Annotated in this window: 19 protein-coding genes; 14 read left to right on the forward strand and 5 right to left on the reverse strand. The window is 56.6% G+C overall.

Features of this window, described 5'->3' with window-relative positions; translation table 11 throughout:
• Positions 1-14 precede the first annotated feature (14 nt).
• Positions 15-1,844: an extracellular solute-binding protein gene (locus PUV47_RS02560; protein ID WP_274216881.1), complete on the reverse strand. Its 1,830-nt coding sequence runs from the start codon at positions 1,842-1,844 to the stop codon at positions 15-17.
• A gap of 371 nt (positions 1,845-2,215) precedes the next feature.
• Here PUV47_RS02560 and PUV47_RS02565 point away from each other — a divergent pair, with 371 nt between their 5' ends.
• Positions 2,216-2,839, forward strand: a complete 624-nt coding sequence (locus tag PUV47_RS02565; RefSeq protein ID WP_274216882.1) for an invasion associated locus B family protein — start codon at positions 2,216-2,218, stop codon at positions 2,837-2,839.
• A gap of 86 nt (positions 2,840-2,925) precedes the next feature.
• Here PUV47_RS02565 and hspQ read toward each other — a convergent pair whose 3' ends face one another.
• The 3 genes from hspQ to PUV47_RS02580 all read right to left on the reverse strand — a co-directional run bounded on the left by hspQ (position 2,926) and on the right by PUV47_RS02580 (position 5,377).
• The gene (gene hspQ, locus PUV47_RS02570; protein ID WP_274216883.1) at positions 2,926-3,258 is read right to left on the reverse strand and encodes a heat shock protein HspQ; all 333 of its coding nucleotides are present in this window, start codon (positions 3,256-3,258) and stop codon (positions 2,926-2,928) included.
• A 108-nt stretch (positions 3,259-3,366) separates the two neighbouring features.
• Positions 3,367-4,410, reverse strand: coding sequence for an HpcH/HpaI aldolase/citrate lyase family protein (locus tag PUV47_RS02575; RefSeq protein ID WP_274216884.1), 1,044 nt, complete (start codon positions 4,408-4,410; stop codon positions 3,367-3,369).
• 91 nt (positions 4,411-4,501) lie between these two features.
• On the reverse strand, positions 4,502-5,377 hold the full coding sequence (locus PUV47_RS02580) for a lysophospholipid acyltransferase family protein (RefSeq protein ID WP_274216885.1): 876 nt from the start codon (positions 5,375-5,377) through the stop codon (positions 4,502-4,504).
• 190 nt (positions 5,378-5,567) lie between these two features.
• Here PUV47_RS02580 and PUV47_RS02585 point away from each other — a divergent pair, with 190 nt between their 5' ends.
• Complete coding sequence (locus PUV47_RS02585; RefSeq protein ID WP_274216886.1) at positions 5,568-6,512, forward strand: AEC family transporter; 945 nt, start codon at positions 5,568-5,570, stop codon at positions 6,510-6,512.
• A gap of 4 nt (positions 6,513-6,516) precedes the next feature.
• Here the strand turns inward: PUV47_RS02585 and PUV47_RS02590 are convergent, their stop codons facing one another.
• Positions 6,517-7,722, reverse strand: coding sequence for a UbiH/UbiF family hydroxylase (locus PUV47_RS02590; protein WP_274216887.1), 1,206 nt, complete (start codon positions 7,720-7,722; stop codon positions 6,517-6,519).
• A gap of 158 nt (positions 7,723-7,880) precedes the next feature.
• On the opposite strand from PUV47_RS02590, the gene PUV47_RS02595 reads away from it, so the two are divergent.
• The 12 genes from PUV47_RS02595 to PUV47_RS02650 all read left to right on the forward strand — a co-directional run bounded on the left by PUV47_RS02595 (position 7,881) and on the right by PUV47_RS02650 (position 21,281).
• Positions 7,881-8,789, forward strand: coding sequence for a DUF2182 domain-containing protein (locus tag PUV47_RS02595; protein WP_274216888.1), 909 nt, complete (start codon positions 7,881-7,883; stop codon positions 8,787-8,789).
• A 39-nt stretch (positions 8,790-8,828) separates the two neighbouring features.
• Positions 8,829-9,527: a CDP-alcohol phosphatidyltransferase family protein gene (locus tag PUV47_RS02600; protein ID WP_274216889.1), complete on the forward strand. Its 699-nt coding sequence runs from the start codon at positions 8,829-8,831 to the stop codon at positions 9,525-9,527.
• A gap of 138 nt (positions 9,528-9,665) precedes the next feature.
• Positions 9,666-10,643, forward strand: a complete 978-nt coding sequence (locus PUV47_RS02605; protein ID WP_274216890.1) for a quinone oxidoreductase family protein — start codon at positions 9,666-9,668, stop codon at positions 10,641-10,643.
• Between the two features lie 17 nt (positions 10,644-10,660).
• Complete coding sequence (locus PUV47_RS02610; RefSeq protein ID WP_274216891.1) at positions 10,661-11,611, forward strand: LysR family transcriptional regulator; 951 nt, start codon at positions 10,661-10,663, stop codon at positions 11,609-11,611.
• A gap of 69 nt (positions 11,612-11,680) precedes the next feature.
• Positions 11,681-12,295 (forward strand): pyridoxamine 5'-phosphate oxidase family protein, encoded by a 615-nt coding sequence (locus PUV47_RS02615; RefSeq protein ID WP_274216892.1) that lies wholly within the window; start codon positions 11,681-11,683, stop codon positions 12,293-12,295.
• A 213-nt stretch (positions 12,296-12,508) separates the two neighbouring features.
• The gene (gene uraH, locus PUV47_RS02620) at positions 12,509-12,862 is read left to right on the forward strand and encodes a hydroxyisourate hydrolase (protein WP_274216893.1); all 354 of its coding nucleotides are present in this window, start codon (positions 12,509-12,511) and stop codon (positions 12,860-12,862) included.
• Between the two features lie 2 nt (positions 12,863-12,864).
• The gene (gene xdhA / locus PUV47_RS02625) at positions 12,865-14,349 is read left to right on the forward strand and encodes a xanthine dehydrogenase small subunit (RefSeq protein ID WP_274216894.1); all 1,485 of its coding nucleotides are present in this window, start codon (positions 12,865-12,867) and stop codon (positions 14,347-14,349) included.
• 22 nt (positions 14,350-14,371) lie between these two features.
• Complete coding sequence (xdhB, locus tag PUV47_RS02630; protein WP_274217414.1) at positions 14,372-16,693, forward strand: xanthine dehydrogenase molybdopterin binding subunit; 2,322 nt, start codon at positions 14,372-14,374, stop codon at positions 16,691-16,693.
• Complete coding sequence (gene xdhC, locus PUV47_RS02635) at positions 16,690-17,679, forward strand: xanthine dehydrogenase accessory protein XdhC (protein ID WP_274216895.1); 990 nt, start codon at positions 16,690-16,692, stop codon at positions 17,677-17,679. The genes xdhB and xdhC overlap by 4 nt, the downstream gene beginning before the upstream one ends.
• 27 nt (positions 17,680-17,706) lie before the next feature.
• The gene (locus tag PUV47_RS02640; RefSeq protein ID WP_274216896.1) at positions 17,707-19,299 is read left to right on the forward strand and encodes an ABC transporter ATP-binding protein; all 1,593 of its coding nucleotides are present in this window, start codon (positions 17,707-17,709) and stop codon (positions 19,297-19,299) included.
• Positions 19,283-20,374: an ABC transporter permease gene (locus tag PUV47_RS02645; protein ID WP_274216897.1), complete on the forward strand. Its 1,092-nt coding sequence runs from the start codon at positions 19,283-19,285 to the stop codon at positions 20,372-20,374. The genes PUV47_RS02640 and PUV47_RS02645 overlap by 17 nt, the downstream gene beginning before the upstream one ends.
• A complete protein-coding gene (locus PUV47_RS02650) occupies positions 20,361-21,281 on the forward strand; it encodes an ABC transporter permease (protein WP_274216898.1) in 921 nt (306 codons plus the stop codon). Before PUV47_RS02645 ends, PUV47_RS02650 begins: the two co-directional genes overlap by 14 nt.
• Positions 21,282-21,354: the final 73 nt, after the last annotated feature.

Below are 21,354 nucleotides of genomic sequence, written 5' to 3' on the forward strand. Positions count from 1 at the left end.
CCCGTCAGTGACCCTTATTGAGAAGCGGTGGCTGACCACCAATTGTCGTATTGATGACCATAGGTCGGGCTCTTTTCCGGGTGTTCCAGCGTGGTCCAGCGGCCCACCCATTCATTGGGAACGTGGTAAAGAGGTATAGCATAAGCACCGGAAATGAGCACACGGTCCATGGCGCGAACAGCGGCAACGAAGTCTTCACGGCTGCGGGCCGCGACCATGGCGTCAATCAAAGCATCCAGTGCAGGTTCTTTTGCCCCAACAATATTGCGCGAACCTTTGATGTCTGCAGCTTCAGACGACCACCGGGCATATTGTTCACCGCCCGGTGACAGGGAAGCGGACCAACTGTTGAACAGCATGTCGAAATCAAAGTTGAAGCGGCGCTCCTCGAACTGAGAGGCATCAACGGAGCGAACCTGCATATCCACACCAACCAGTTTCATGGTGCGTTGCAGGGTCAGCGCCACACGTTCTTCATCTTGAGTACGAACGAGAATTTCGAAGGAAAGAGGCTCTCCTGTTTCGGCGTTTACCAGTTTGCGGTCCTGCAGCTTGTATCCGGCTTCTTGCAGCAGAGAAAGCGCGCCTCTAAGTACCGCGCGATCGCGGCCAGAACCATCCGCCTGAGAGGGACGCCAAGTTCCATCCATTACATCGCTATCAACCGCGCCTTCAAACTCAACAAGGAGATGGCGTTCTTGTGCACTGGCCGGCTGGCCAATGGAAGACAGCTCGGAATTGTCCCAATAGCCCGCCGTGCGCTGGTAGAGACCGCGGAAGAGCGTGCGATTGATGAAGTCGAAATCAACGAGCATACCCAGCGCCTGCCGGACGCGCTTGTCTTGAAACTGCGGACGACGGGTGTTGAAGGCGAGGCCCAGCATTGGGGCTGGGGTTCCTTTTTCAAAGACGTCTTTGACGACCCGCCCTTCGTTGAATGCTGGAAAGTCGAAACCGGTCTCCCAGGTGGCTGGGTTCCCAATCTGCAAAGCTTCCACATCGCCTTTCTTGAATGCCTCCAACAAGGCATTGCTGTCGCGGAAGTAGTCGATGGAGATCACGTCGAAATTGTCAAAGCCGACTTTTACAGGCAGGTCTTTAGCCCAGTAGTCAGGATCACGCTCATAAACCACGCGGCGGCCGGGATCGACTTCTTTAAAGGTATAGGGGCCCGAGCCGACCGGAGGCACCAAGGTGCTTTGGTCAAAGGTGTCTGGATTCGTATCGCTTTTGGAGAAGATCGGAGCCAAAGCAATCAAGAGGGGCAGTTCGCGATCCTTACCATCGGCGAAGTGCAACTTGATGGAGCGTTCTCCGGTACGTTCAAACTCCGTGATGCGGCTGTACCAGCCTTTGAATGGCGGGCGTCCTTTCTCACTCATGATCTTCAGTGAGAACTCCACATCTTCCACAGTCACAGGCTTGTCATTGGAGAATTTGGCGGCTGGATTCAGGCGAAATTCTATCCAATTTCTCTCGTCTGGCATCCGTACGGCTTCGGCCAGATGGCCATAAAGCGTGAACGCTTCATCATTAGATCTTATGAGAAGGCTTTCAAAAATGTTCTGCCCCATCTGGCGCTCTTTCATGCCGCGCGCAGAGGTCCAGGCCCCTTTCAGGATGAACTGGTTCAAGCTGTCGAAGGTACCCTGAACACCAAGCCGGATACGGCCACCCTTGGGCGCATCGGGATTGGCATAAGGAAAGTGTGTAAACCCTTCCGGGAGCGCGGGTTTTCCGTGCATGGAAATTCCGTGACCCCATGGAACGGTCTCATCGGCGAAGGCGGGGGCGCTCACGCTCAAGGGGGCGGCCAAGGCCATGCCGAGAAATGCAGTAAGCATAAAGCGCAGCCTTTTGGTGGAGACAGCGCTTGGGGAACTGCAGAAAGAGACCATTCAGATTTCTCCTAGGGAACTGTTTAGGAATTATGTTTAATATGATTCTGTCACAACGCCAGCCTACCGACCTTTGGAAAAGCCCCCATTCACGGGTATTCTATGCCTAGAAATTTGCCGTGGACATGTTTAAACAGGGGCTAAATGGCATTCCTCTTCGTGCTTTGGTGTTTACTCTGAACCCTTCAAGCGGGTGCACTGGCGCAATCAGCCGCTGTGTTTATGTGGTGGAAGAGAGCTTGTCTCACAGATTTACAGGTCGCCGACATGCACTGTCTTCAGTTATGGTCGGCCGCAAACAATTGAGGGAATTTGGAATGGCCAATCATTTGAAGCGCATTGTTGCTGGTGGGGCAATGGCTGTCGTGGCGGCACTCGGCTTTTCGACTGCTGCGTCCGCACAGGCTCAGCCTGATGATGCTTGGGTAAAGGTGTGTAACACTGATCCGAACTCTAAGAAGGAATTTTGCCTCATTACCCAGGAACTGCGTACCGACACTGGCCAGTTCCTTGCTCAGGCAGTTGTGCGCGAAGTGACCGGCGAAAGCCGCAAGCTTCTGCACCTGGCAGTTCCTCCAGGAATGCTGATCCAGCCTGGCCTGCGTGTTCAGATCGATGCTGCAAACCCGACCGAAGCCAAATACACCATCTGTTTCCCGAATGCGTGTATCGCTGAACTCGTGATCGACGACGCATTCATCGGTTCCATGAAGCGCGGCAACAAGCTGGTCATCACGACGCTGAACCAGCAGGGCAAGCCACGTCCGTTTGACATGACGCTTTCTGGTTTCACCCGCGTTTACGACGGTGAGGCAATCAAGCCGGAAGAACTGCAGCGCAAGCAAGAGCAGCTTCAGTCCGAACTGCAAAAGCGCGCGGAAGAAGCACGTCAGCGCCTGATCGAACAGCAGCGCAAGGCGAGCGAAGCAGCAAACAACTAAGTTGTTGTTGAGACAACGTTGAACAAAAAACGCCGCTCCGATTGGGGCGGCGTTTTGCGTTTATTGTAGATGTTGAAGACCGAGCTTTAGTGGATCTCTACGTCCCTCGGGATGTAGCTGCCGTCTTCTGCTTCATCAAAAATCTCGTCGATCTGAGGATGGCGCACAGGTTCGCCGCTCTCATCGCTTTCCAAATTCTGCTCCGAAACATACGCGATATACTCGGTCTCGGAGTTTTCGGCGAGAAGGTGATAAAACGGCTGATCCTTGCTTGGTCTGACATCTTCCGGAATGGAATCGTACCATTCTTCGGTATTGTCAAAGGTCGGGTCCACATCAAACACAATACCCCGGAACGGGTAGAGCCGATGGCGTACCACCTGACCAATGCGAAACTTTGCCGTTCTTATCTTCTCCATCACAATCCCATTTCTTCGCCCATGCATATTCATGGACTTCAGGGCGCTCTAAAAGTCATGGGGAGCCGTGAAAGTCAAGTCACAAGTCCCTTGTTGACTTAGTTTCCATCACTCAACCTGATAGAACTTTGCATATTCAGGGTCTTTATCGGCCACCAGTTTTGCCAAATCATCCAGCACCTTAGCCTGCTTCCACGTGGCATCATCCTGCATCTTCCCATCAATCATCACAGCTCCTGAGCCATCCGGCATGGCCGCCAGGATGCGCCGCGCCATGGCAACTTCTTCCGGCTCAGGGGAAAATACGCGTTTTGCGATGTCGATCTGGCTCGGATGCAGCGTCCATGTACCGGCACAGCCCATAAGAAAGGCGTTGCGGAACTGGGCCTCACATGCGGCTGGGTCCGAGAAGTCGCCAAAGGGGCCGTAAAACGCCTTGATGCCAGCCGCCATGCAAGCATCCACCATTTTGGCGAGGGTATAGTGCCAGAGGTCCTGCTGGTAGCTGGCGCGCGGTGCATCGCCAGCATCATCTGCAAGTACCTTGTAATCCGGATGGCCACCGCCGACGCGAGTCGTTTTCATGCCCCGCGAGGCGGCAAGGTCTGCAGGTCCAAGGCTGATGCCCTGCATACGGGGGCTGGCCTCAGCAATGGCGGACACATTGTTGACGCCCTCTGCCGTTTCCAAAATGGCATGGATGCGGATGGGCCGGGAGATCGCTGCCTTGGCCTCCAGCTGCGCCAGCAATTGGTCCAGATAGTGGATGTCCCAGGGACCATTTACCTTGGGCAGCATGATCACATCCAGCTTCTCACCGCAGGCCGGAACAATCTCCATAAGATCATCAAGCACCCATGGGCTTTCCAGAGAGTTGATGCGCACCCAAAGGCCGGTTGATCCGAAGTCGTTGTCGTTTGCGAGTTGAATAAAGCCCTGTCTGGCAGCCTGCTTCGCATCCAGGGGGATCGCGTCCTCAAGGTTTCCAAGGATCACGTCCACTTGCTTGATGAGCTGCGGAACCTTGGCGCGTACCTTCTCCATATGAGGCGGGACAAAATGGATCATCCGCTCCAGCGCAACGGGCATGCTCTGAAAAGGGGCAGGGGCGCCGATCGCAAGTGCTCGATAAAAGGAACGGTGTGATTTCATGCGGCTCTCCGACTGCACCTATGAGGTTGCACTGGGAGAAACTATACCTCAGCTTGCAGCGGGCTAAATCAGGCCATTGGGCTAAGTCGGGTCAGCGCTGCCACTTTTTCAAGATCCACATCCATTGGCTGGGGTCTTCGCGAATCCAGGCTTCAAACTGGTCGTGAATGGCCTGCGTGCCGTCAATGGCGTCCTGCTTCTTGTTGTCGGTGCGGGGCACCGGAACGTCTTTGCCCTCGATCACATAGCGCGCCCCCTTGGTGCGGATGGCACGTACGGCGATCACGGGAACGTTGCCAGCCCGTGCGAGGTAGGCTGGAATGTGCGTAGCGTAGGCCTTTTGGCCGAAGAAGGTGATTTCAACGCCGCGGCGATCCCGAACATCGGCAACGAACGCGGTTGAGCCGCCTTTGCGGATGATGGATATGAGCTTTTGCGCGGTACGGTGGCTCTTGTGGAACAAGCCGAGTTGATAGATTGGGCGGCGTTTTGCGGCCAGATACTCATCTGAAAGCGGATTGGCGAGAGCCTGATAGACACCGGCGATAGGCAGACCCAAACGGCCACTTTCCATGCCGACAACTTCCCAGTTGCCGCCATGCATGGTCACAAACACACATCCGGCATCAGAAGCCTTGATCTTCTCAAGGATCTCCGGGTTCTTGAATCTGACGCGGTCCCTTGCGGCGAACAGACGGTCCAGAAGAAGCGTTTCGGCAGCGACACGACCTAGGTGTTCCCACATTTTCCGGATGGTTTGATCTGCCTCTTCGGCACTCATGTCCGGGTAAGCCTTGCGAATGTGATCTACGGCTCTTGGATGGCGCTCAGTCATTGGTGCGAAGAGGCGCCAAGCCTTGCCCATGAGTGCCGAGGCCGTATCCAATGGCATGAGGCCAAGCAGGCTCGAAACGCACACAAGCGCGAACCATTCCAGCCTCAGCTTCAGTTTTTCAAAAAATTGCATTCGCGCTAAGGATCCGCAGGTTTATTTGTCTTCCGGCATTAATGCGTAGTTGTGCTCAATTCATTGACCGGAAGCATGTATCCCGATAAGGCAGGTTGATTAGCCAATCACTCCGGCAAACGCAACATTTTCCGCAACTCATTTGCCCATTACCGGGGGAGAGGGAAGCAGAATCTCTGCTTAGGTTCAAATGATTGATGTTCTCAATTTGGCGCTGCCATTCTTTCTTCTGATATTTATCGGCTTTGCATCCGGCAAACTCATGAAATTGCCTCAGGAAGGATTGGCGTGGATCAACTTTTTCGTTCTCTACATTGCCTTGCCAGCCTTGTTCTTTCAGTTGCTTTCCGAAACGCCGCTGGAGCAGCTGGCAAGCTTTGAGTTCGTGGCCGCGACCACGGCGTCTACCTTCATCGCTTTCATCATGGCCTTTTGCATTGGCCGGTTTATCGTGCGTGAGGAAATCAACAGCGCTACGGTTCAGGCGCTCATTGGGTCTTATTCGAACATCGGGTACATGGGCCCCGGTGTCACTCTTGCGGTCCTTGGCGCATCGGCAACGGTGCCAACGGCGCTCATCCTGTGTTTTGACACCATTCTCCTGTTCGTTCTTGTGCCTACGATGATGTCGCTCGGCGGCACGGCAACCCAGCCGCTCCACGTTGTTGTGCGCCAAGTGCTGTTCAAGATCGCGACGCACCCTTTTATTCTCGCCGTGTTTGCGGGCATTCTGGCGGCGGCTGTGGAGTTCAAGCCACCCGTTGCCATCGACACGTTGCTGACGTACCTGCGCGGTGCAGCCGCGCCATGCGCGCTCTTTGCCATGGGCGTTACAATTGCGTTGCAGAAGGCAAACAAACGCCCCGCCGAGCTTCCCGTGCTGCTTTTCATCAAGCTGGTGGTGCATCCCGTGGTGGTCTACGTCATCCTAAGCGCCATTGGCGGCATCGATCCGCTTTGGGTGTTCACCGCAGTCCTGATGGCAAGTCTGCCGCCAGCGGCCAACGTCTACGTGCTGGCGCAGCAGTATCACACCTACGTGGAGAGAGCCTCTACCGCCGTTCTTATCGGCACCATCGCCTCGGTGGTGACGGTGCCGGTAGTCATCTATCTCATCACCAACGGCTACCTTTGAGGCGTCACGAAGAACGCATCAGACGGGGCAGACGCCACGATGGGGCAATGCCTTCGCGCATCAACAGCTTGCGCAAGGGACTGATTGTTGCGGCAGTGTAAAGGCCAATGGAACGTAGCACTTGAACGGGCAGGGCGCTGCTCAACAACGAGCGGTTCAGAAGATCAACCGCGCTGGTGCGGGATGTAATGTCGCTCCAGCGGTGCTTCTCATAGGCCTTGAGCACGTCTTCCGAGCCAAGATCGCCGTCTTGCTTCTTGGTGCGCTCCGCAAGATCGGTGATCACGGCCACATCACGAAGGGAAAGGTTCAAGCCCTGAGCCCCAATTGGCGGAAACGCGTGCGCGGCTTCACCAATGAGAACAGAACGGTTGCCCGCCAGTTTCAGAGCCTTCAGACCGGACATCGGGTACACTTGGCGTTCACTGATCACTTCAAATTTGCCAAGCACCGAATGGCAGATCTTTTCAAGTTCGAGGGCCAGCTCCTCATCGGACAGCTTCTTCAACCGCTCTGCTTCTTCGGGGCGCTCGACACACACAAGCGAACTTTCCCGGCCGGGGAGCGGCACCAATGTGAACGGGCCGGTCTCGCGGTGAAACTCCGTCGATACATTGTAGTGGGGCAGGTGATGGGCAAGGTTCAAAACCAATGCGGACTGCTCATAGGTCCATGTTTCCACTTCAATGCCAGCACACTCGCGGACCACAGACCGGCGACCATCAGCACCAACCACCAACGGTGCCTGCAGCTTTGCGCCGCCTGCCATCGTCACGCTCGCAGTCTTCGCGTCAGATCGTACCGCGGAGATCGTACCGGGCACGTGGGTCAGGTTGTCGGTCTGCTCTATGAGGTCACCCAGCAAGCGGTTAAGGTTCTTGTTCAAGATGTTGTAGCCGAATGCTGGCAGTTTCAGTTCGGCCGCATCAAAAGTTGTTTCGCGGGCACGGATCAGGCGATTTGTGCCATCGATCAGCCGCATCTTTTCAAGTGACGTGAAGTCCTGTTCCAAAGCGGACCAGATACCGATGTTGACCAAGAACTCTTTGGAGGCCGCCATGAGCGCCGTAGTGCGGCTGTCTTCAAGGTTTGGGGCGGGGCCTACAATTGCCGTGTTGATCCCTTTTGCCGCAAGCGCCAACGCGCAGATCATTCCGGCAGGGCCTGTGCCAACAACAATACAATCATAGGGTCCTTGGTTCTGGGTCATTTGATTTTCACTGTCCTGCGTGCTTTTGCATCTGATTCAACACTTTAGAACTTGGAGAAATTCTGCCAAAAGACAAGGCGAAAGATCGGCATGGCGATTCATTTCGAAACACCGTTTAATGCGAAACAGGAAACCCTTCGAGTTCAAGGCTGTACAGCATGGCTGACAATCTCTCCACTTCCCATCGGTTTTGGCGCGATGCGCTGCCCGTCGTGGTGCTTACAGGTGCCATTGCCATCGGGTGGGCCTATCTGGGCTACATGGTTGTGGATATGGTTTCCCGCATGGACATGGGGGCCATGGGCCCGGGCATGGAGATCTTCAATGAGTTCAACATGTTCAATGGCTTATCGCCGGAGGTTCGCGCACAACTTGCGGTTTTGTGCCTACCGATGGCCAATGAAGCCTTTGGCATGCCCGGCCTTGTCGACAGCTCGCTCTCCGATTTTCTGCTGATCTTTCTGATGTGGCTGATGATGGTGCTCGCCATGATGTTGCCAAGCGCCGTTCCCATGCTGAGCGCCTATCGCAAGGTTCGTCCCGGCAACGCGGTATTGGGCGTGACCTTCGGCTATCTGGCGGTTTGGACCGCCTTCAGCGTGCTGGCAACAGTCCTTCAGATGCTGCTGCACAGTGTCGGGGCCTTGACCACCATGATGGTTCCCACCATCAGCATTTTGGCCACCTCTACCGTTTTTGCTGCAGGCATCTATCAGTTCACGCCGTTCAAGATGGCATGTCTTGTGCGCTGCCGGCTGCCCAATACAATGCTGGCGGGCTATGCTGCGGAAAATGAGCCGTCATCCTTCAAGTTCGGCATCGAGCAAGGGCTTTACTGCCTTGGCTGCTGTTGGGCGCTCATGGCGCTGATGTTTGCTGTTGGCATCATGAACATCATCTGGATTGCGCTGCTTGGACTTGTTATGGCGCTTGAGAAGACATCCAACTCACGCCCTGTGACCTATGGTATCGGTGTGGCCCTCATTCTGTGGGGAGCTGCAAACCTCTACTTCTCCTCCGGGGCAACGCCGTTTATGAATGCAATCGCTGGTCTGTTCACCATGTAGGTGTACGCGCATTGCAATCAGGATCAAAAGAGAACAATTTTGGCTGACAAATCTGAAAACAAGCTCTTCATCATTCACCTGTTTACAGCGCTTGGCGCGCCTTTGGCGCTGCTGGCGTTGATTGCGGGTGCGCAGGGCGACTTGGCCATGATGTTCTTGTGGCTTGCGATTTCCCTGTTTGTTGATGGGGTTGACGGACCGCTTGCCCGTCGTTTTCAGATTCAAACCCGGTTGCCGCGGTGGAGTGGCGCAATCCTTGATCTTGTCATCGACTATGCCACCTATGTGTTCCTGCCTGCCTTTGCGCTTTATCAGAGCGGGCTATTGAGCAACTTCTGGGCGTTGGCAAGTGGCTCAATCATCGTGTTCAGTGGTGCAATCTACTTCGCCGATACAGACATGAAGGTGGAAACTGGCCACTTCAGCGGCTTCCCCGGTGTTTGGAACATGGTCATCGTTGCGTTGATTGCCATTCAGGCGTCGCCTTGGCTCATTCTTACACTTGTGGCGCTGTGCACGGTTCTCACCTTCCTGCCAGTCCATTTCGTGCACCCGGTCCGCACCGTTCAGTGGCGTCCGCTTACATTGCTTGTGTTTGCCCTCTGGACCTTTGCCATCGCCTATTCAGTGCTGCTCAATTTCCAGGTGGGCGAAACGCTGACTGTGGTGATCACGGTTTCAAGTCTTTACCTGTTCCTTGTCGGCGCTGTTCAGCAGCTTATCGCGAAACTTGCCTAGCCCTGACCTCGCGCTCCGTTTTCTATTGGCCAATAGACTGAGTTAGCGGGCTATGGCCTTGCATTCACGGGTGTTTTTGAGAGACAACTACCCGAAAGAACCCGCGTAGGCTCAAGATTGAAGTGGAGGAGTGAAGTCATGGTGAACGCAATCAGGGTGCATGAGACTGGCGGCCCGGATGTCTTGAAATGGGAGACCATTGATCTTGGGCCACCAGCGCCGGGCGACGTTCGGATCCGCCACACCGCCGTTGGCCTGAACTTCATCGACACGTACTTCCGCTCAGGTCTTTACCCTGCGCCATTCGGCATGCCGTTCATTCCGGGCAACGAGGGCGCGGGCGTCGTCATTGCCGTTGGGCCTGATGTTACCGAGATCAAAGAGGGCGACCGGGTCGCCTATGCCGGTCCGCTGGGCGCCTATACTGAAGAGCGCAACATTCCAGCGGCGAACCTCGTCAAGGTTCCAAGCACTGTCTCGGATGAGACAGCTGCAGGCATGATGTTGAAGGGAATGACGGCTCGCTATCTTCTCAAGGCAACCTATCCGGTGGGTGAGGGCACGACCATGCTGTTCCATGCAGCTGCTGGCGGCGTCGGGCTCATTGCCGGTCAGTGGGCTTCCAAACTTGGTGCGGTCACGATCGGCACAGTCGGCTCAGAGGAAAAGGCAGCGCTCGCCAAGGCAAATGGCTACCAGCACGTGATCAACTACCGCAGTGAGAACTGGATCGAGCGTGTTCTGGAAATTACTGGCGGCAAGAAGTGCGACGTGGTTTACGACAGCATCGGCAAGGATACCTTTCCAGGATCACTTGACTGCTTGAAGCATCGCGGCATGTGGGTCAGCTTCGGCCAGTCTTCCGGGCCTCTGCCAGAGATTGATCTGGGCATTCTGGCCCGAAAGGGCTCCCTGTTTGCCACCCGTCCAACGCTGTTCAACTACATTGAGAAACACGAGGACCTCGTGGAAACCGCCAGTGACTTGTTCGAGGTCGTTGCATCGGGTGCGGTCAACGTGCCCATTAATCAGCGCTATGCCTTGAAGGATGCGGCTCACGCTCACCGCGATCTGGAAGGGCGGCGCACCACAGGGACCACCGTCCTGATCCCTTAACAGGAAGCACTGCATTAATGGACCGTTCCCGGTTTCTTTATGGCCCTGCCATGCGATATTTCGCCTGTACGGCGGAAGAGGGCTCCATTCGTGCCGCTGCCCGGCGGCTCAATGTGGCCTCTTCTGCCGTAAATCGGCAGATCCTGACGCTGGAAGACCAGCTGGGGGTTCAGCTGTTTGAGCGCGTAGGCCGCACCATTCGCCTTTCAACGGCGGGTGAAATCGTGCTGGCGCACATCAAACGCACGCTCTCGGACTTTCAAAGCACCTTTGAAGAGCTGGAAGCCCTGAAAGGCGTGCGGCGGGGAACGGTGTCCATTGCCAGCGTGGAGAGTGTCAGCCAGACACTGCTTCCCGAGGTCATCAGCGCGTTTCGCAAGTCATTCAGCGGCATTCACGTCTCCTTGCACATCACCTCGTCCAAGGGCGTGATTGAAGCGGTCGAGAATGCCGAGGCCGATGTGGGCTTTACCTTCGATCCCACAAGCTCCGGCTCGGTGGACGTGGCCTTCCAGCGTTCATTGAAGATTGGGGCGATCATGTCGCCCCAGCATCCTCTGGCCGAAGTTTCTCCTCTGACACTCGCACAGTGCTTCCTTTACCCGGTAGCCCTGCCGAGCAAGGGCCTTTCTTTGCGCACCCAGCTGGACGCCATCCTTGAAAAGACCATGCCCCGGTCAAAGACATGCATTGAGGCCAACTCCTTGAGCTTCATGCGTCTGTTGACGCGGGACGATCAGACGGTTTCGTTCCAGACCATGATCGGCCTGGAGGAGGAGATTGCCGCCGGTCGCATTCTGTTCAAGGAGCTGGACGAACCGCAGCTCAGTGAAGATCGTTTGTCCGTAATCACTTCTGCCATGCGTGGTCTGCCCTTGGCGCCAGCCATGTTCTTTGACCATGCGGTGGCCAACTTGAAAAAGATGCTGCCCGCCATCAGCTTGCCACCCGACCTGCGGGAAACTTGACGAGGCTTGGCGTCCGCCAGATAGTGTGAGGGCCTACCTTTTAAAACCTCACGTTTCAGGATCCTGCCCGTGTCACACATCATTCGCTCCATCGAGGCCTTGGAGAACATCTATGGTCACCCGCAATTGGCTTCCACGGCCAAGGTCAGTGACCGGATTACCCCGAAGTACCGCGATCTGATCGAGGCCTCCTCTTTTTGCGCGCTGGCCACCGTAGGCCCGGAGGGTGTGGACTGCTCACCGCGTGGTGACGAGGGGGCCTGTCTGATCGTGGAGGATGAGAAGACGCTTCTGTTGCCGGATCGGCGTGGCAACAACCGCATCGACTCCTTGCGCAACATTGTCCGCGACCCTCGTGTTGCCCTGATGATGCTCATTCCAGGCTCAGGAACCACTGTGCGTATCAACGGTACGGCAGAACTCACCACCGATCCAGAATTGCTTGCCCGCTTTGCCAAGGAGGGGAACGCGCCGCGCTGCGTGGTTCGGATCACCATCAATGAACTCTATTTCCAGTGTGCCCGTGCCGTCATTCGGGCAGGCCTTTGGAACATGGAGACCCATGTTGACCCCAAGACGCTGCCCACGCCCGGATCGATCCTTCAGGAAATGTCGCAGCGAGAGATTGATGGCAAAAAGTACGACCGCGAGTGGCCAGAACGGGCTGCGAAAACCATGTGGTGAGGACGGGCAGGACAGGCCTTTGAAGCCCATTACGGCTTAAAATCGCCACAAATGACCGAGCGTTTCCCTTGAAAAATCAGAGGTGATGCCAAAAAAGCATCACCAAGCGCCAAAATTAATTCTTTCTCGATCAGTAATTTTACGGCTAATCTCTTGGCTAGGAGAGAGACGCGCAGAAAGCGCGCTTGAAAACCTAGCCAAAGAGAGACTTCGATGGGGCGCATCACCACGCATGTTCTCGATACGGCCCTTGGGCGGCCGGCTCAGAACCTGAAGATTACCCTTCACAGGCTTGAGGGAAATGACCGGGATCTTCTCGGCACATTCACCACAAACAGTGATGGGCGCGTGGATACCCCCTTGATTGAGGGCGATGCCTTGAAGAGGGGCACCTATGAGCTGACGTTTCACGCTGGCGCCTATCTGCGCCATACCCGCGAGGGCTGTGACGCGGTTCTGTTCCTTGATGAAATTCCAATTCGGTTTGGAATTGAAGCGGCGGATCAGCATTATCATGTGCCGCTTCTGCTTTCTCCGTTTGGCTACAGCACATATCGGGGGAGTTGATCATGCGCCACAACATCCGCTTCTTATGGTCCGGCCAAGTGATCGAACTGAAGGATGTTGGGCCAACTGAAACTCTACTGGACTACATTCGCCTGAGAGCGCGGCAAACCGGCACCAAGGAAGGGTGCGGCGAGGGGGATTGCGGCGCATGCACGGTGGCTCTTGGACGGTTGCGCGACGGTCAGCTTGTCTACGAACCGGTGAACAGCTGCATCCTTCTTCTGGCGCAGATCGATGGCTGCGAGCTGGTGACCATCGAAGACCTGTCGAGAGACGGTACGCTGCATCCGATCCAAAAGGCCTTCGTTGACGTTCACGCCTCACAGTGCGGGTTCTGCACACCCGGGTTCATCATGAACCTCTTCACGCTTTATCATCGGGATACGCCGGGCCTTGACCATCAGGATGTGGCCACGTGGCTTGCAGGCAATCTGTGCCGCTGTACGGGATACCGTCCCATTGTTGAGGCCGCGCTTGAGACCTGCCGGGACGCTGCAAACGACGCGTTCAGTGCTCGTGCCTCCAAGACCATCGCGGCTCTGGAAGACCTTAACGACGGCGATGACATCTTCATCCGCTCCAAGGATACCGGCTTTACGGTTTCTCCCAGCACCATTGCCAGCCTGTGCGCGGTCTATCTGCAGCACCCCGATGCCACACTCGTGTCTGGCGCAACAGATGTGGGGCTTTGGATCACCAAGCATATGAAGGAGCTTCCCAAGGTGATCCTGTTGAACCGCATTGCGGACATGCAGGAGATTAAAGAAAGCCCGATTGGTACCCACATCGGGGCCGGTGTCACCTTTGCTCAGGCTGCAACGGTTCTTGCCAAGCAAGACCCTGATCTTGGCGAAGTTCTTCGCCGCCTTGGCTCTGTGCAGGTCCGCGCCTCCGGTACCATCGGCGGAAACATTGCCAATGGCTCTCCCATCGGGGACAGTCCGCCGCTGCTTATAGCTCTCGGTGCCCGCATTACCCTGCGGCTGGGACGTGTGGAGCGGGAACTGCCTCTTGAAGATTTCTTCATCGACTACGGCAAGCAGGACATCGCAGAGAGCGAAGTGCTGACCGGCATTTTCGTGCCGCGTCTTGATGCCAATCAGGTCTTCCGCGCCTACAAGGTTTCCAAGCGGTTTGATCAGGACATTTCCGCAGTCATGGCAGCCTTCCGCTTCTCTTTGGTCAAGGACCGGGTGGTGGATGCGCGGATCGCCTACGGGGGCATGGCAGGAACGCCCAAGCGTGCGGCCCATTGCGAAACCGCTCTGATCGGGGCCTCCATAAGCAATGAAACCTCGTGGCAAAGCGCCGTTACGGCGCTGGAAAGCGACTTTACGCCGCTTACGGATATGAGAGCGAGCAACACCTATCGGATGGATGTGGCCAAGGCCTTGCTCACCAAGGCACTGCTTGAGGTGGGCGGAAGCACAACAACGCAAACCCGCGTGACCGGGCACCGTGAACGGGAGGTGCGCGATGTTGCATAAGACCCACAGCACACAGGAAGCCATGGCCCTCACAGGAGGGCGCGAAACCGTCTCCGGCAAGGCTCTGCCTCATGACAGCGCCGTCAAACACGTTTCGGGCCACGCGACTTATGTGGACGACGTCCGTGAGCCGGAAGGGACGTTGCATCTGGCCCCGGCCTTTGCCCGCAACTGCGTTCACGGGCGCATTCTCTCGCTTGATCTGGACGCAGCTCTGGCAGTGCCCGGCGTTCTGGACATCCTCACCGCCAAAGACATTCCAGGTATCAACGATTGCTCGCCCTCCATGGGCGATGACCCGGTTCTTGCCGATGAGATCATCCACTTTCATGGTCAGGTTGTCTGCCTCGTTCTTGCAGAGACCCGAGAAGCGGCACGCCGCGCGGCCTCTCGCGTTTCCATTGAAGTCGAGGACTTGCCAGCAGCTCTGACGGTTGATGATGCGCTGGCCAACAATGCGTCTCTTCTACCTGATTATCAGTTCGAGCGCGGCGATCCTTCCGCAACCATTAAGGCCTCCGCCCATCAAGTGGAAAGCCGGTTCTATATCGGCGGTCAGGAACACTTTTATCTGGAAGGACAGGTGGCCATGGCGCTGCCCGGTGAAGATGGCGACATGACGGTCCTTTCGTCCACCCAGCATCCCAGTGAAGTCCAGCACTCCGTTGCCAAGGTTCTGAACACCATTGAGGCGGCGATCACCGTGGAGGTGCGACGCATGGGCGGAGCGTTTGGCGGCAAGGAATCTCAAGCCAACCAATGGGCAGCGCTTGCAGCCCTTGCCGCTCACAAGACCGGACGCCCCTGCAAGCTCCGTCTTGACCGGGATGACGACATGATCATGACCGGCAAGCGCCATGACTTTCGTGTGGATCTTGCGGCGGGGTTTGATGAAAACGGCAAGCTCACGGCCACCGAACTGCAGTTTGCCTCCCGATGCGGCTATTCGGCAGACCTGTCACTTGGCATCAACGACCGCACCATGTTCCACGCGGACAACTGCTACTATTATCCGCAAACAACGATCCGCTCCAAGCGGCTGCGCACGAACACCGTCTCCAATACCGCATTTCGTGGCTTCGGAGGGCCGCAGGGAATGCTTGCGGCAGAGCGCCTGATGGACACGGTTGCCATCACGCTCGGCAAAGACCCACTCGATGTGCGCTATGCCAATCTGTACAGCGCGGGCCGTGATCTGACGCCCTATGGCATGGTGGTTGAAGAACATGCCCTTTTGAAAGACCTTATGGAAACGCTGGAAGCGGACTGCGCGTATCGCACCCGCCGCGAAGAAGTCGCAGCATTCAACGGGGAAAACCGGTTCCTGAAAAAGGGACTTGCGCTGACCCCAGTCAAGTTCGGCATTTCCTTCACGCTCACCCATCTCAATCAGGCGGGCGCGCTGGTCCATCTTTACAGGGATGGTTCGGTTCACCTCAATCACGGCGGCACGGAGATGGGGCAGGGCCTTTACCAGAAAGTCGCCCAGATCGCAGCGGACGAAATGGGTGTCTCCCTGGACAAGGTGAAGATCACTGCCGCCAACACCTCGAAAGTGCCGAACACTTCGCCCACGGCTGCATCCTCCGGCACCGATCTTAACGGTATGGCGGTGGTGCTGGCGTGCCGGGAGATCAAAGGGCGCATGCTCGCCTTTGCTGCCCGTCACTATGATGTGGTGGAAACCGAAATCCATCTGGAAGACAATCGGGTCTACTTCGAAGGTCAGAACAGCATGAGCGTGGCGGACCTTGCCCGCGCGGCTTACTCTGGCCGCGTGTCTCTGTCTGCTGCTGGGTATTATGCCACGCCGAAGATCAACTGGGAGCGGGAGACCCAAAAGGGGCGGCCGTTCTTCTATTTTGCCTATGGCGCGGCCTGCGCCGAGGTCACAGTGGACACCCTGACCGGTGAGAACAGGGTCGACCGGGTGGACGTGATCCACGACGTTGGGCGTTCTATCAATCCAGCCATTGATATCGGTCAGATCGAGGGCGGATTTGTTCAAGGCATGGGCTGGCTGACCACGGAAGAGCTGTGCTGGGACAAGCAGGGGCGTTTTCGCACTCATGCGCCGTCCACCTACAAGATCCCGACCGCCACGGACGTTCCTGAGGCCTTTCACGTCAAACTCTATGAATCCAAGGGCAACCCTGAGGAGACGGTGTTCAACTCGAAAGCGGTGGGCGAGCCGCCTTTGATGTTGCCAATATCAGTACATTGTGCCATCAATGATGCCATATCGAGCCTGAAACCCGGTTTCATCCCGCGTTTGAACGCTCCGGCAACCCCGGAAGCGATTCTTTCTGCTGTTCATGAGATTCGACGCGGAGTGGGCTCATGAACGTCTGGCAAGCTGTTTCACGCGCATTATCCGTCGGCAAATCCTGTGCCCTTGTGACTATTTCACAGGTTCGTGGATCGGCCCCTCGTGAGGTCGGCGCGCGGATGGTGGTGCATGCAGACGGGCATTTTACCGGCACCATTGGTGGCGGTCAGCTTGAGTATGATGTCATACATCAGGCTCAAACCTTGATGGCTAAAGAAGCCATTGGCCTGCACGCCACCAGCTTCTCTCTTGGGCCAGACCTTGGACAATGCTGTGGGGGTTGGGTTGAGGTCTATATCGAAATCGTCCCTCGCGTCCTTATTGGCTTAGCAAACGAACTTGAAGCGTTGGAGCAACGCGGTCCGTTTTCAACGCAGGCACAGATCCGCGAAGGCGAGCCGGTACTACGCGAAGTGACGCAGTGGGCACCACCTCGGGTTTTGAACCTTGAAAAGGGTGTTCTGAAAGAGCAGTTCGGGCAAGCCTTCAGCCAACTGTTTCTTTTTGGGGCAGGGCATGTGGGCCGCTCCATGATGCTGGCGCTCGCTCCTTTGCCGTTTAACGTTCAATGGGTGGACAACAGGCGCGACCTTTTTCCCGCTCATGTCCCTAGCAATGTGAGCTGTATTCATCTAAACGACCCCGTAAACGCAATCGCATCGGTTCCAGCCGATGGATACGTTGTGGTGATGACGCATGACCACGCTCTGGATCAGAGATTGGCTGATGCAGCTCTTCGCCGGAACGACCTCGCTTACGTGGGGATGATTGGCAGCAAAACCAAACGAGCACGAGCACTAAGCAGACTTCGAAGCGCAGGCCTGGCAGATGAGCAATTAGAACGGCTCGTGTGTCCTATTGGTATTCCCGGAATTTCCAGTAAGCAGCCCGCCCAGATCGCCGCTTCAGTGGTCGCTCAGCTATTGCAGGTTGCTGATCAAAAACAGAGCAAGGAACGGTCAAACTTTGCGCTTGCCAAGTCGGGGACACCCGACCAATAAGGGCCTTTACGAAGGAGAGTTCGTGGCGTGAGCAAACAAGGGGTGCCTTCGTCGGACGCGGTTGACCAACCGGTTCTTGTGAAGGCTGTTTCGATATCCAAACGGTTCGGGGAAGTCCTGGCCAATGACAGTGTGGACCTGACAATCCGGGAGGGCGAAATTCACGCGCTTCTGGGTGAAAACGGTGCAGGCAAATCCACGCTGGTCAAGATCTTGTACGGCGCGCTGGAGCAAACTTCAGGTGATATCGTCTGGCGCGGAAATACCGTAAAAATAGCAAATCCTGCTGACGCCCGCACGCTGGGTGTCGGTATGGTGTTTCAGCATTTCTCGCTGTTTGAAGCTCTGAGTGTTGCTGACAACATCGCGCTCGCACTGCCCAAGGACACGGACCTCAAGGCCCTGCCAGAGCGCATCATTTCGGTTTCAAAGAAGTACGGCCTGCCGCTTGATCCCAATGCCATGGTGGCGGATTTGCCCGTTGGGGTGCGTCAGCGCATCGAGATCGTCCGCTGTCTGTTGCAGGAGCCGAGCCTCCTGATCATGGATGAGCCGACCTCGGTTCTGACCCCTCAGGAAGCTGACGAGCTGTTCAAGACACTTCAGCGTCTGGCCTCTGAAGGCTGCGCAATCCTTTACATCTCGCACAGGCTTGAGGAAGTGCAGCGCATCTGTCAACGTGCCACCATCATGCGGCATGGCAAGGTGGTGAACGAGTGCGATCCCCGTCAGGAAACGCCTGCAAGTCTGGCGCGCATGATGGTGGGTGCAGACGTACACGCAATTAAATCTACCTCTGAAATAACCACAGGCAACCCACTGATCACGCTACGCGATCTGAACCTGCCAGCAGACAACGCCTTTGGTATTGAGCTCAAGGACATCAACCTTGAGGTCTTTGCAGGCGAGGTTGTCGGCATTGCGGGTATCGCGGCCAACGGTCAAAGTGAACTGTTCGATGCGATCTCTGGTGAGCGCCGTGTTGAGAACGTTCATGCCGTCAATCTTCTCGGCGTTCCGGTCGGCAAGAAGAAGATCAACCCACGGCGCAAACTGGGCGCAGCTTTTGTTCCTGAAGAACGTCTTGGCCATGGTGCTGTGCCGGGCTTCCGGCTGTCCGACAACGTGATGCTGACCCGGTTCAGCACCGAGCCCAGCCTGCTTTTGCGTGGCATCCTGAAGCGTGGCAACGCAGCGGAGATGGAACAGCGCATCAAGGTGAACTACGACGTGCGCATGACCCACGACAACCCCGAGGCGCGCTCGCTGTCGGGGGGCAATCTGCAAAAGTTCGTTGTGGGTCGTGAACTGGACCGCAAGCCGCGCGTCATGGTCATCAACCAACCCACCTGGGGTGTTGATGCCGGTGCTGCGGCGCTGATCCGACAAGCGCTGATTGATCTGGCGCGCACGGGGGCGGCGGTTCTGGTTATCTCTCAGGATCTTGATGAAATTTATGAGGTGAGTGATCGGATTGCGGTCATCTCCCGTGGCCAACTGTCTCCAGCAGAGCCTGCGAACGTGATGACACGCGAGCGCATCGGCATGCTGATGGCGGGCATGGGTGAAAAGAACACCTCAAAATCGGACGAAGGGCAGGCACATGCGGCTCGAGCTTGAAAAACGTTCTGAGCACTCCGCGTTGATGACCGTGCTGTCGCCGGTCGTCGCTCTGGGTCTCACAGTTGTCGCGGGCGGCATCCTGTTTGCCGCCATGGGGTATAACCCCGGTGAAGCGCTTTATGCATTCTTCATTGAACCCCTGACCAACCAGTGGTCCATTGAAGAGCTGCTGGTCAAGGCCGGTCCGCTCATCCTCATCGCGGTAGGGCTATCGGTCTGTTTTCTATCCAACAACTGGAACATTGGCGCAGAAGGTCAGTTCACCATCGGTGCGCTTGCCGGGTCCATGATCCCAATTCTGTTTCATGAATACACCGGGCCAATGGCCATGCCTCTCATGGTCCTCATGGGGGCGCTTGGCGGCATGGTCTGGGCTTCCGTTCCCGCGTTTCTGAAGACGCGGTTCGGCACCAACGAGATCCTGACCAGCCTCATGCTGGTCTATGTGGCTCAGTTCCTGCTCGACTATCTGGTGCGCGGCCCATGGCGCGATCCGGATGGCTTCAATTTCCCCGAAAGCCGCATTTTCGACGATGCACACACGCTCATGACCCTTGGGGATGGCCGTTTGCATCTGGGCTTCGTGTTTGCGCTCGTGGCTGTCTTCGTGATCTGGTTCATGCTTTCGCAGACCCTGAAAGGCTTTGAAATCAAGGTCATGGGTGAAACGCCGCGGGCAGGGCGCTTTGCGGGCTTTTCCCATCGGGGCATTGTGTGGTTCGGCTTCATGGTTTCTGGCGCTTTTGCCGGCATTGCTGGCATGGCCGAAGTCTCCGGTTCCATCGGCCAGCTCACTCCCGTCATTTCGCCGGGCTACGGCTTTACCGCGATCATCGTTGCCTTCCTTGGCCGTTTGAATCCGATCGGGATCGTGTTTGCAGGCTTGCTTCTGGCGCTGTCTTACATCGGTGGTGAATCCGCGCAGGTGGCCCTCGGCCTGTCTGACAAGATCACGCGCGTTTTCCAGGGCATGCTGCTGTTCTTCGTTCTGGCCTGTGACACCCTCATTCTTTACCGCATCCGGCTGATCAAGTCGGCACCAAAGGCAGGAGGCGCTCATGAGCGCGCTTGAACCTATTCTGCTGACCATCATCACCGCATCAACGCCGCTGCTGCTCGCCGCTATCGGTGAACTCATCACCGAGCGCTCCGGGGTTCTCAATCTGGGCGTCGAGGGCATGATGATCGTTGGCGCCGTCATGGGCTTTGCCATCACCGCCATGAGCGGCTCGCCTTATCTTGGCGTGGTGGCCTCCATGTTCGCTGGCATGGCCATGGCCTTGCTGTTCGGGTTCTTGACCTTGAACCTCATGACCAACCAGGTGGCAACCGGTCTGGCGCTGACCATTCTCGGTCTTGGCCTTTCGGGCATGCTGGGTGAAGCATTCATTGGCCAGCCGGGCATCAAACTGCCGGTGCTGCACATCCCCGGTCTTTCCGATATCCCGTTTATCGGCACGGTGCTGCTGTCTCAGGACATTCTGGTTTACATCTCGCTGGCGCTGGTTGCGGCTGTTTACTACTTCCTGTTCAAGACGCGGGCAGGGCTTGTCATCCGCGCTGTGGGTGACAACCACACCTCAGCCCACGCTCTTGGCTACTCCGTGTTGAAAGTACGCTATCTCGCGGTTTTGTTTGGCGGTGCGTGTTCCGGTCTTGCCGGCGGCTACCTGTCTCTCGTCTACACCCCGCAGTGGGTGGAGGGCATGACCGCAGGCCGCGGCTGGATCGCGCTGGCGCTTGTTGTGTTTGCAAGCTGGCGCCCGCTGCGTCTTCTCGTGGGTGCTTATCTGTTTGGTGCGGTTTCCGTGCTTCAGTTCCACGCCCAAGCGGCTGGCATCGGCCTGCCGTCCCAGCTCATGTCGGCTCTGCCATATCTGGCGACTATCGTTGTTCTGGTCATCATCTCCCGCAATCAGGCGGTGACCCGAGCCAACACGCCAGCCTGCCTTGGCAGACCATTCTCGCCCGATCGATAGGGCCCTCACTGGCCAGCGGTACGGTCCATGCCGGTGGCCAGCATCTTCCTCCAGTGGACCCAATGACTAGATG

Source organism: Pseudovibrio exalbescens, from assembly GCF_028737195.1.
Taxonomy (GTDB): Bacteria; Pseudomonadota; Alphaproteobacteria; order Rhizobiales; family Stappiaceae; genus Pseudovibrio; species Pseudovibrio zosterae.

Excerpts from the sequence above, each read along its gene's own strand:
- xdhB (WP_274217414.1), top strand. The coding sequence starts at position 14,372 with ATGGCCCTCACAGGAGGGCGCGAAACCGTCTCCGGCAAGGCTCTGCCT.
- PUV47_RS02575 (WP_274216884.1), bottom strand. The coding sequence starts at position 4,410 with ATGAAATCACACCGTTCCTTTTATCGAGCACTTGCGATCGGCGCCCCT.
- PUV47_RS02605 (WP_274216890.1), top strand. The coding sequence starts at position 9,666 with ATGGTGAACGCAATCAGGGTGCATGAGACTGGCGGCCCGGATGTCTTG.
- uraH (WP_274216893.1), top strand. The coding sequence starts at position 12,509 with ATGGGGCGCATCACCACGCATGTTCTCGATACGGCCCTTGGGCGGCCG.
- PUV47_RS02645 (WP_274216897.1), top strand. The coding sequence starts at position 19,283 with ATGCGGCTCGAGCTTGAAAAACGTTCTGAGCACTCCGCGTTGATGACC.
- PUV47_RS02650 (WP_274216898.1), top strand. The coding sequence starts at position 20,361 with ATGAGCGCGCTTGAACCTATTCTGCTGACCATCATCACCGCATCAACG.
- PUV47_RS02560 (WP_274216881.1), bottom strand. The coding sequence starts at position 1,844 with ATGCTTACTGCATTTCTCGGCATGGCCTTGGCCGCCCCCTTGAGCGTG.
- xdhC (WP_274216895.1), top strand. The coding sequence starts at position 16,690 with ATGAACGTCTGGCAAGCTGTTTCACGCGCATTATCCGTCGGCAAATCC.
- PUV47_RS02565 (WP_274216882.1), top strand. The coding sequence starts at position 2,216 with ATGGCCAATCATTTGAAGCGCATTGTTGCTGGTGGGGCAATGGCTGTC.
- PUV47_RS02610 (WP_274216891.1), top strand. The coding sequence starts at position 10,661 with ATGGACCGTTCCCGGTTTCTTTATGGCCCTGCCATGCGATATTTCGCC.
- PUV47_RS02580 (WP_274216885.1), bottom strand. The coding sequence starts at position 5,377 with ATGCAATTTTTTGAAAAACTGAAGCTGAGGCTGGAATGGTTCGCGCTT.
- PUV47_RS02595 (WP_274216888.1), top strand. The coding sequence starts at position 7,881 with ATGGCTGACAATCTCTCCACTTCCCATCGGTTTTGGCGCGATGCGCTG.
- PUV47_RS02585 (WP_274216886.1), top strand. The coding sequence starts at position 5,568 with ATGATTGATGTTCTCAATTTGGCGCTGCCATTCTTTCTTCTGATATTT.
- PUV47_RS02590 (WP_274216887.1), bottom strand. The coding sequence starts at position 7,722 with ATGACCCAGAACCAAGGACCCTATGATTGTATTGTTGTTGGCACAGGC.
- hspQ (WP_274216883.1), bottom strand. The coding sequence starts at position 3,258 with ATGGAGAAGATAAGAACGGCAAAGTTTCGCATTGGTCAGGTGGTACGC.
- xdhA (WP_274216894.1), top strand. The coding sequence starts at position 12,865 with ATGCGCCACAACATCCGCTTCTTATGGTCCGGCCAAGTGATCGAACTG.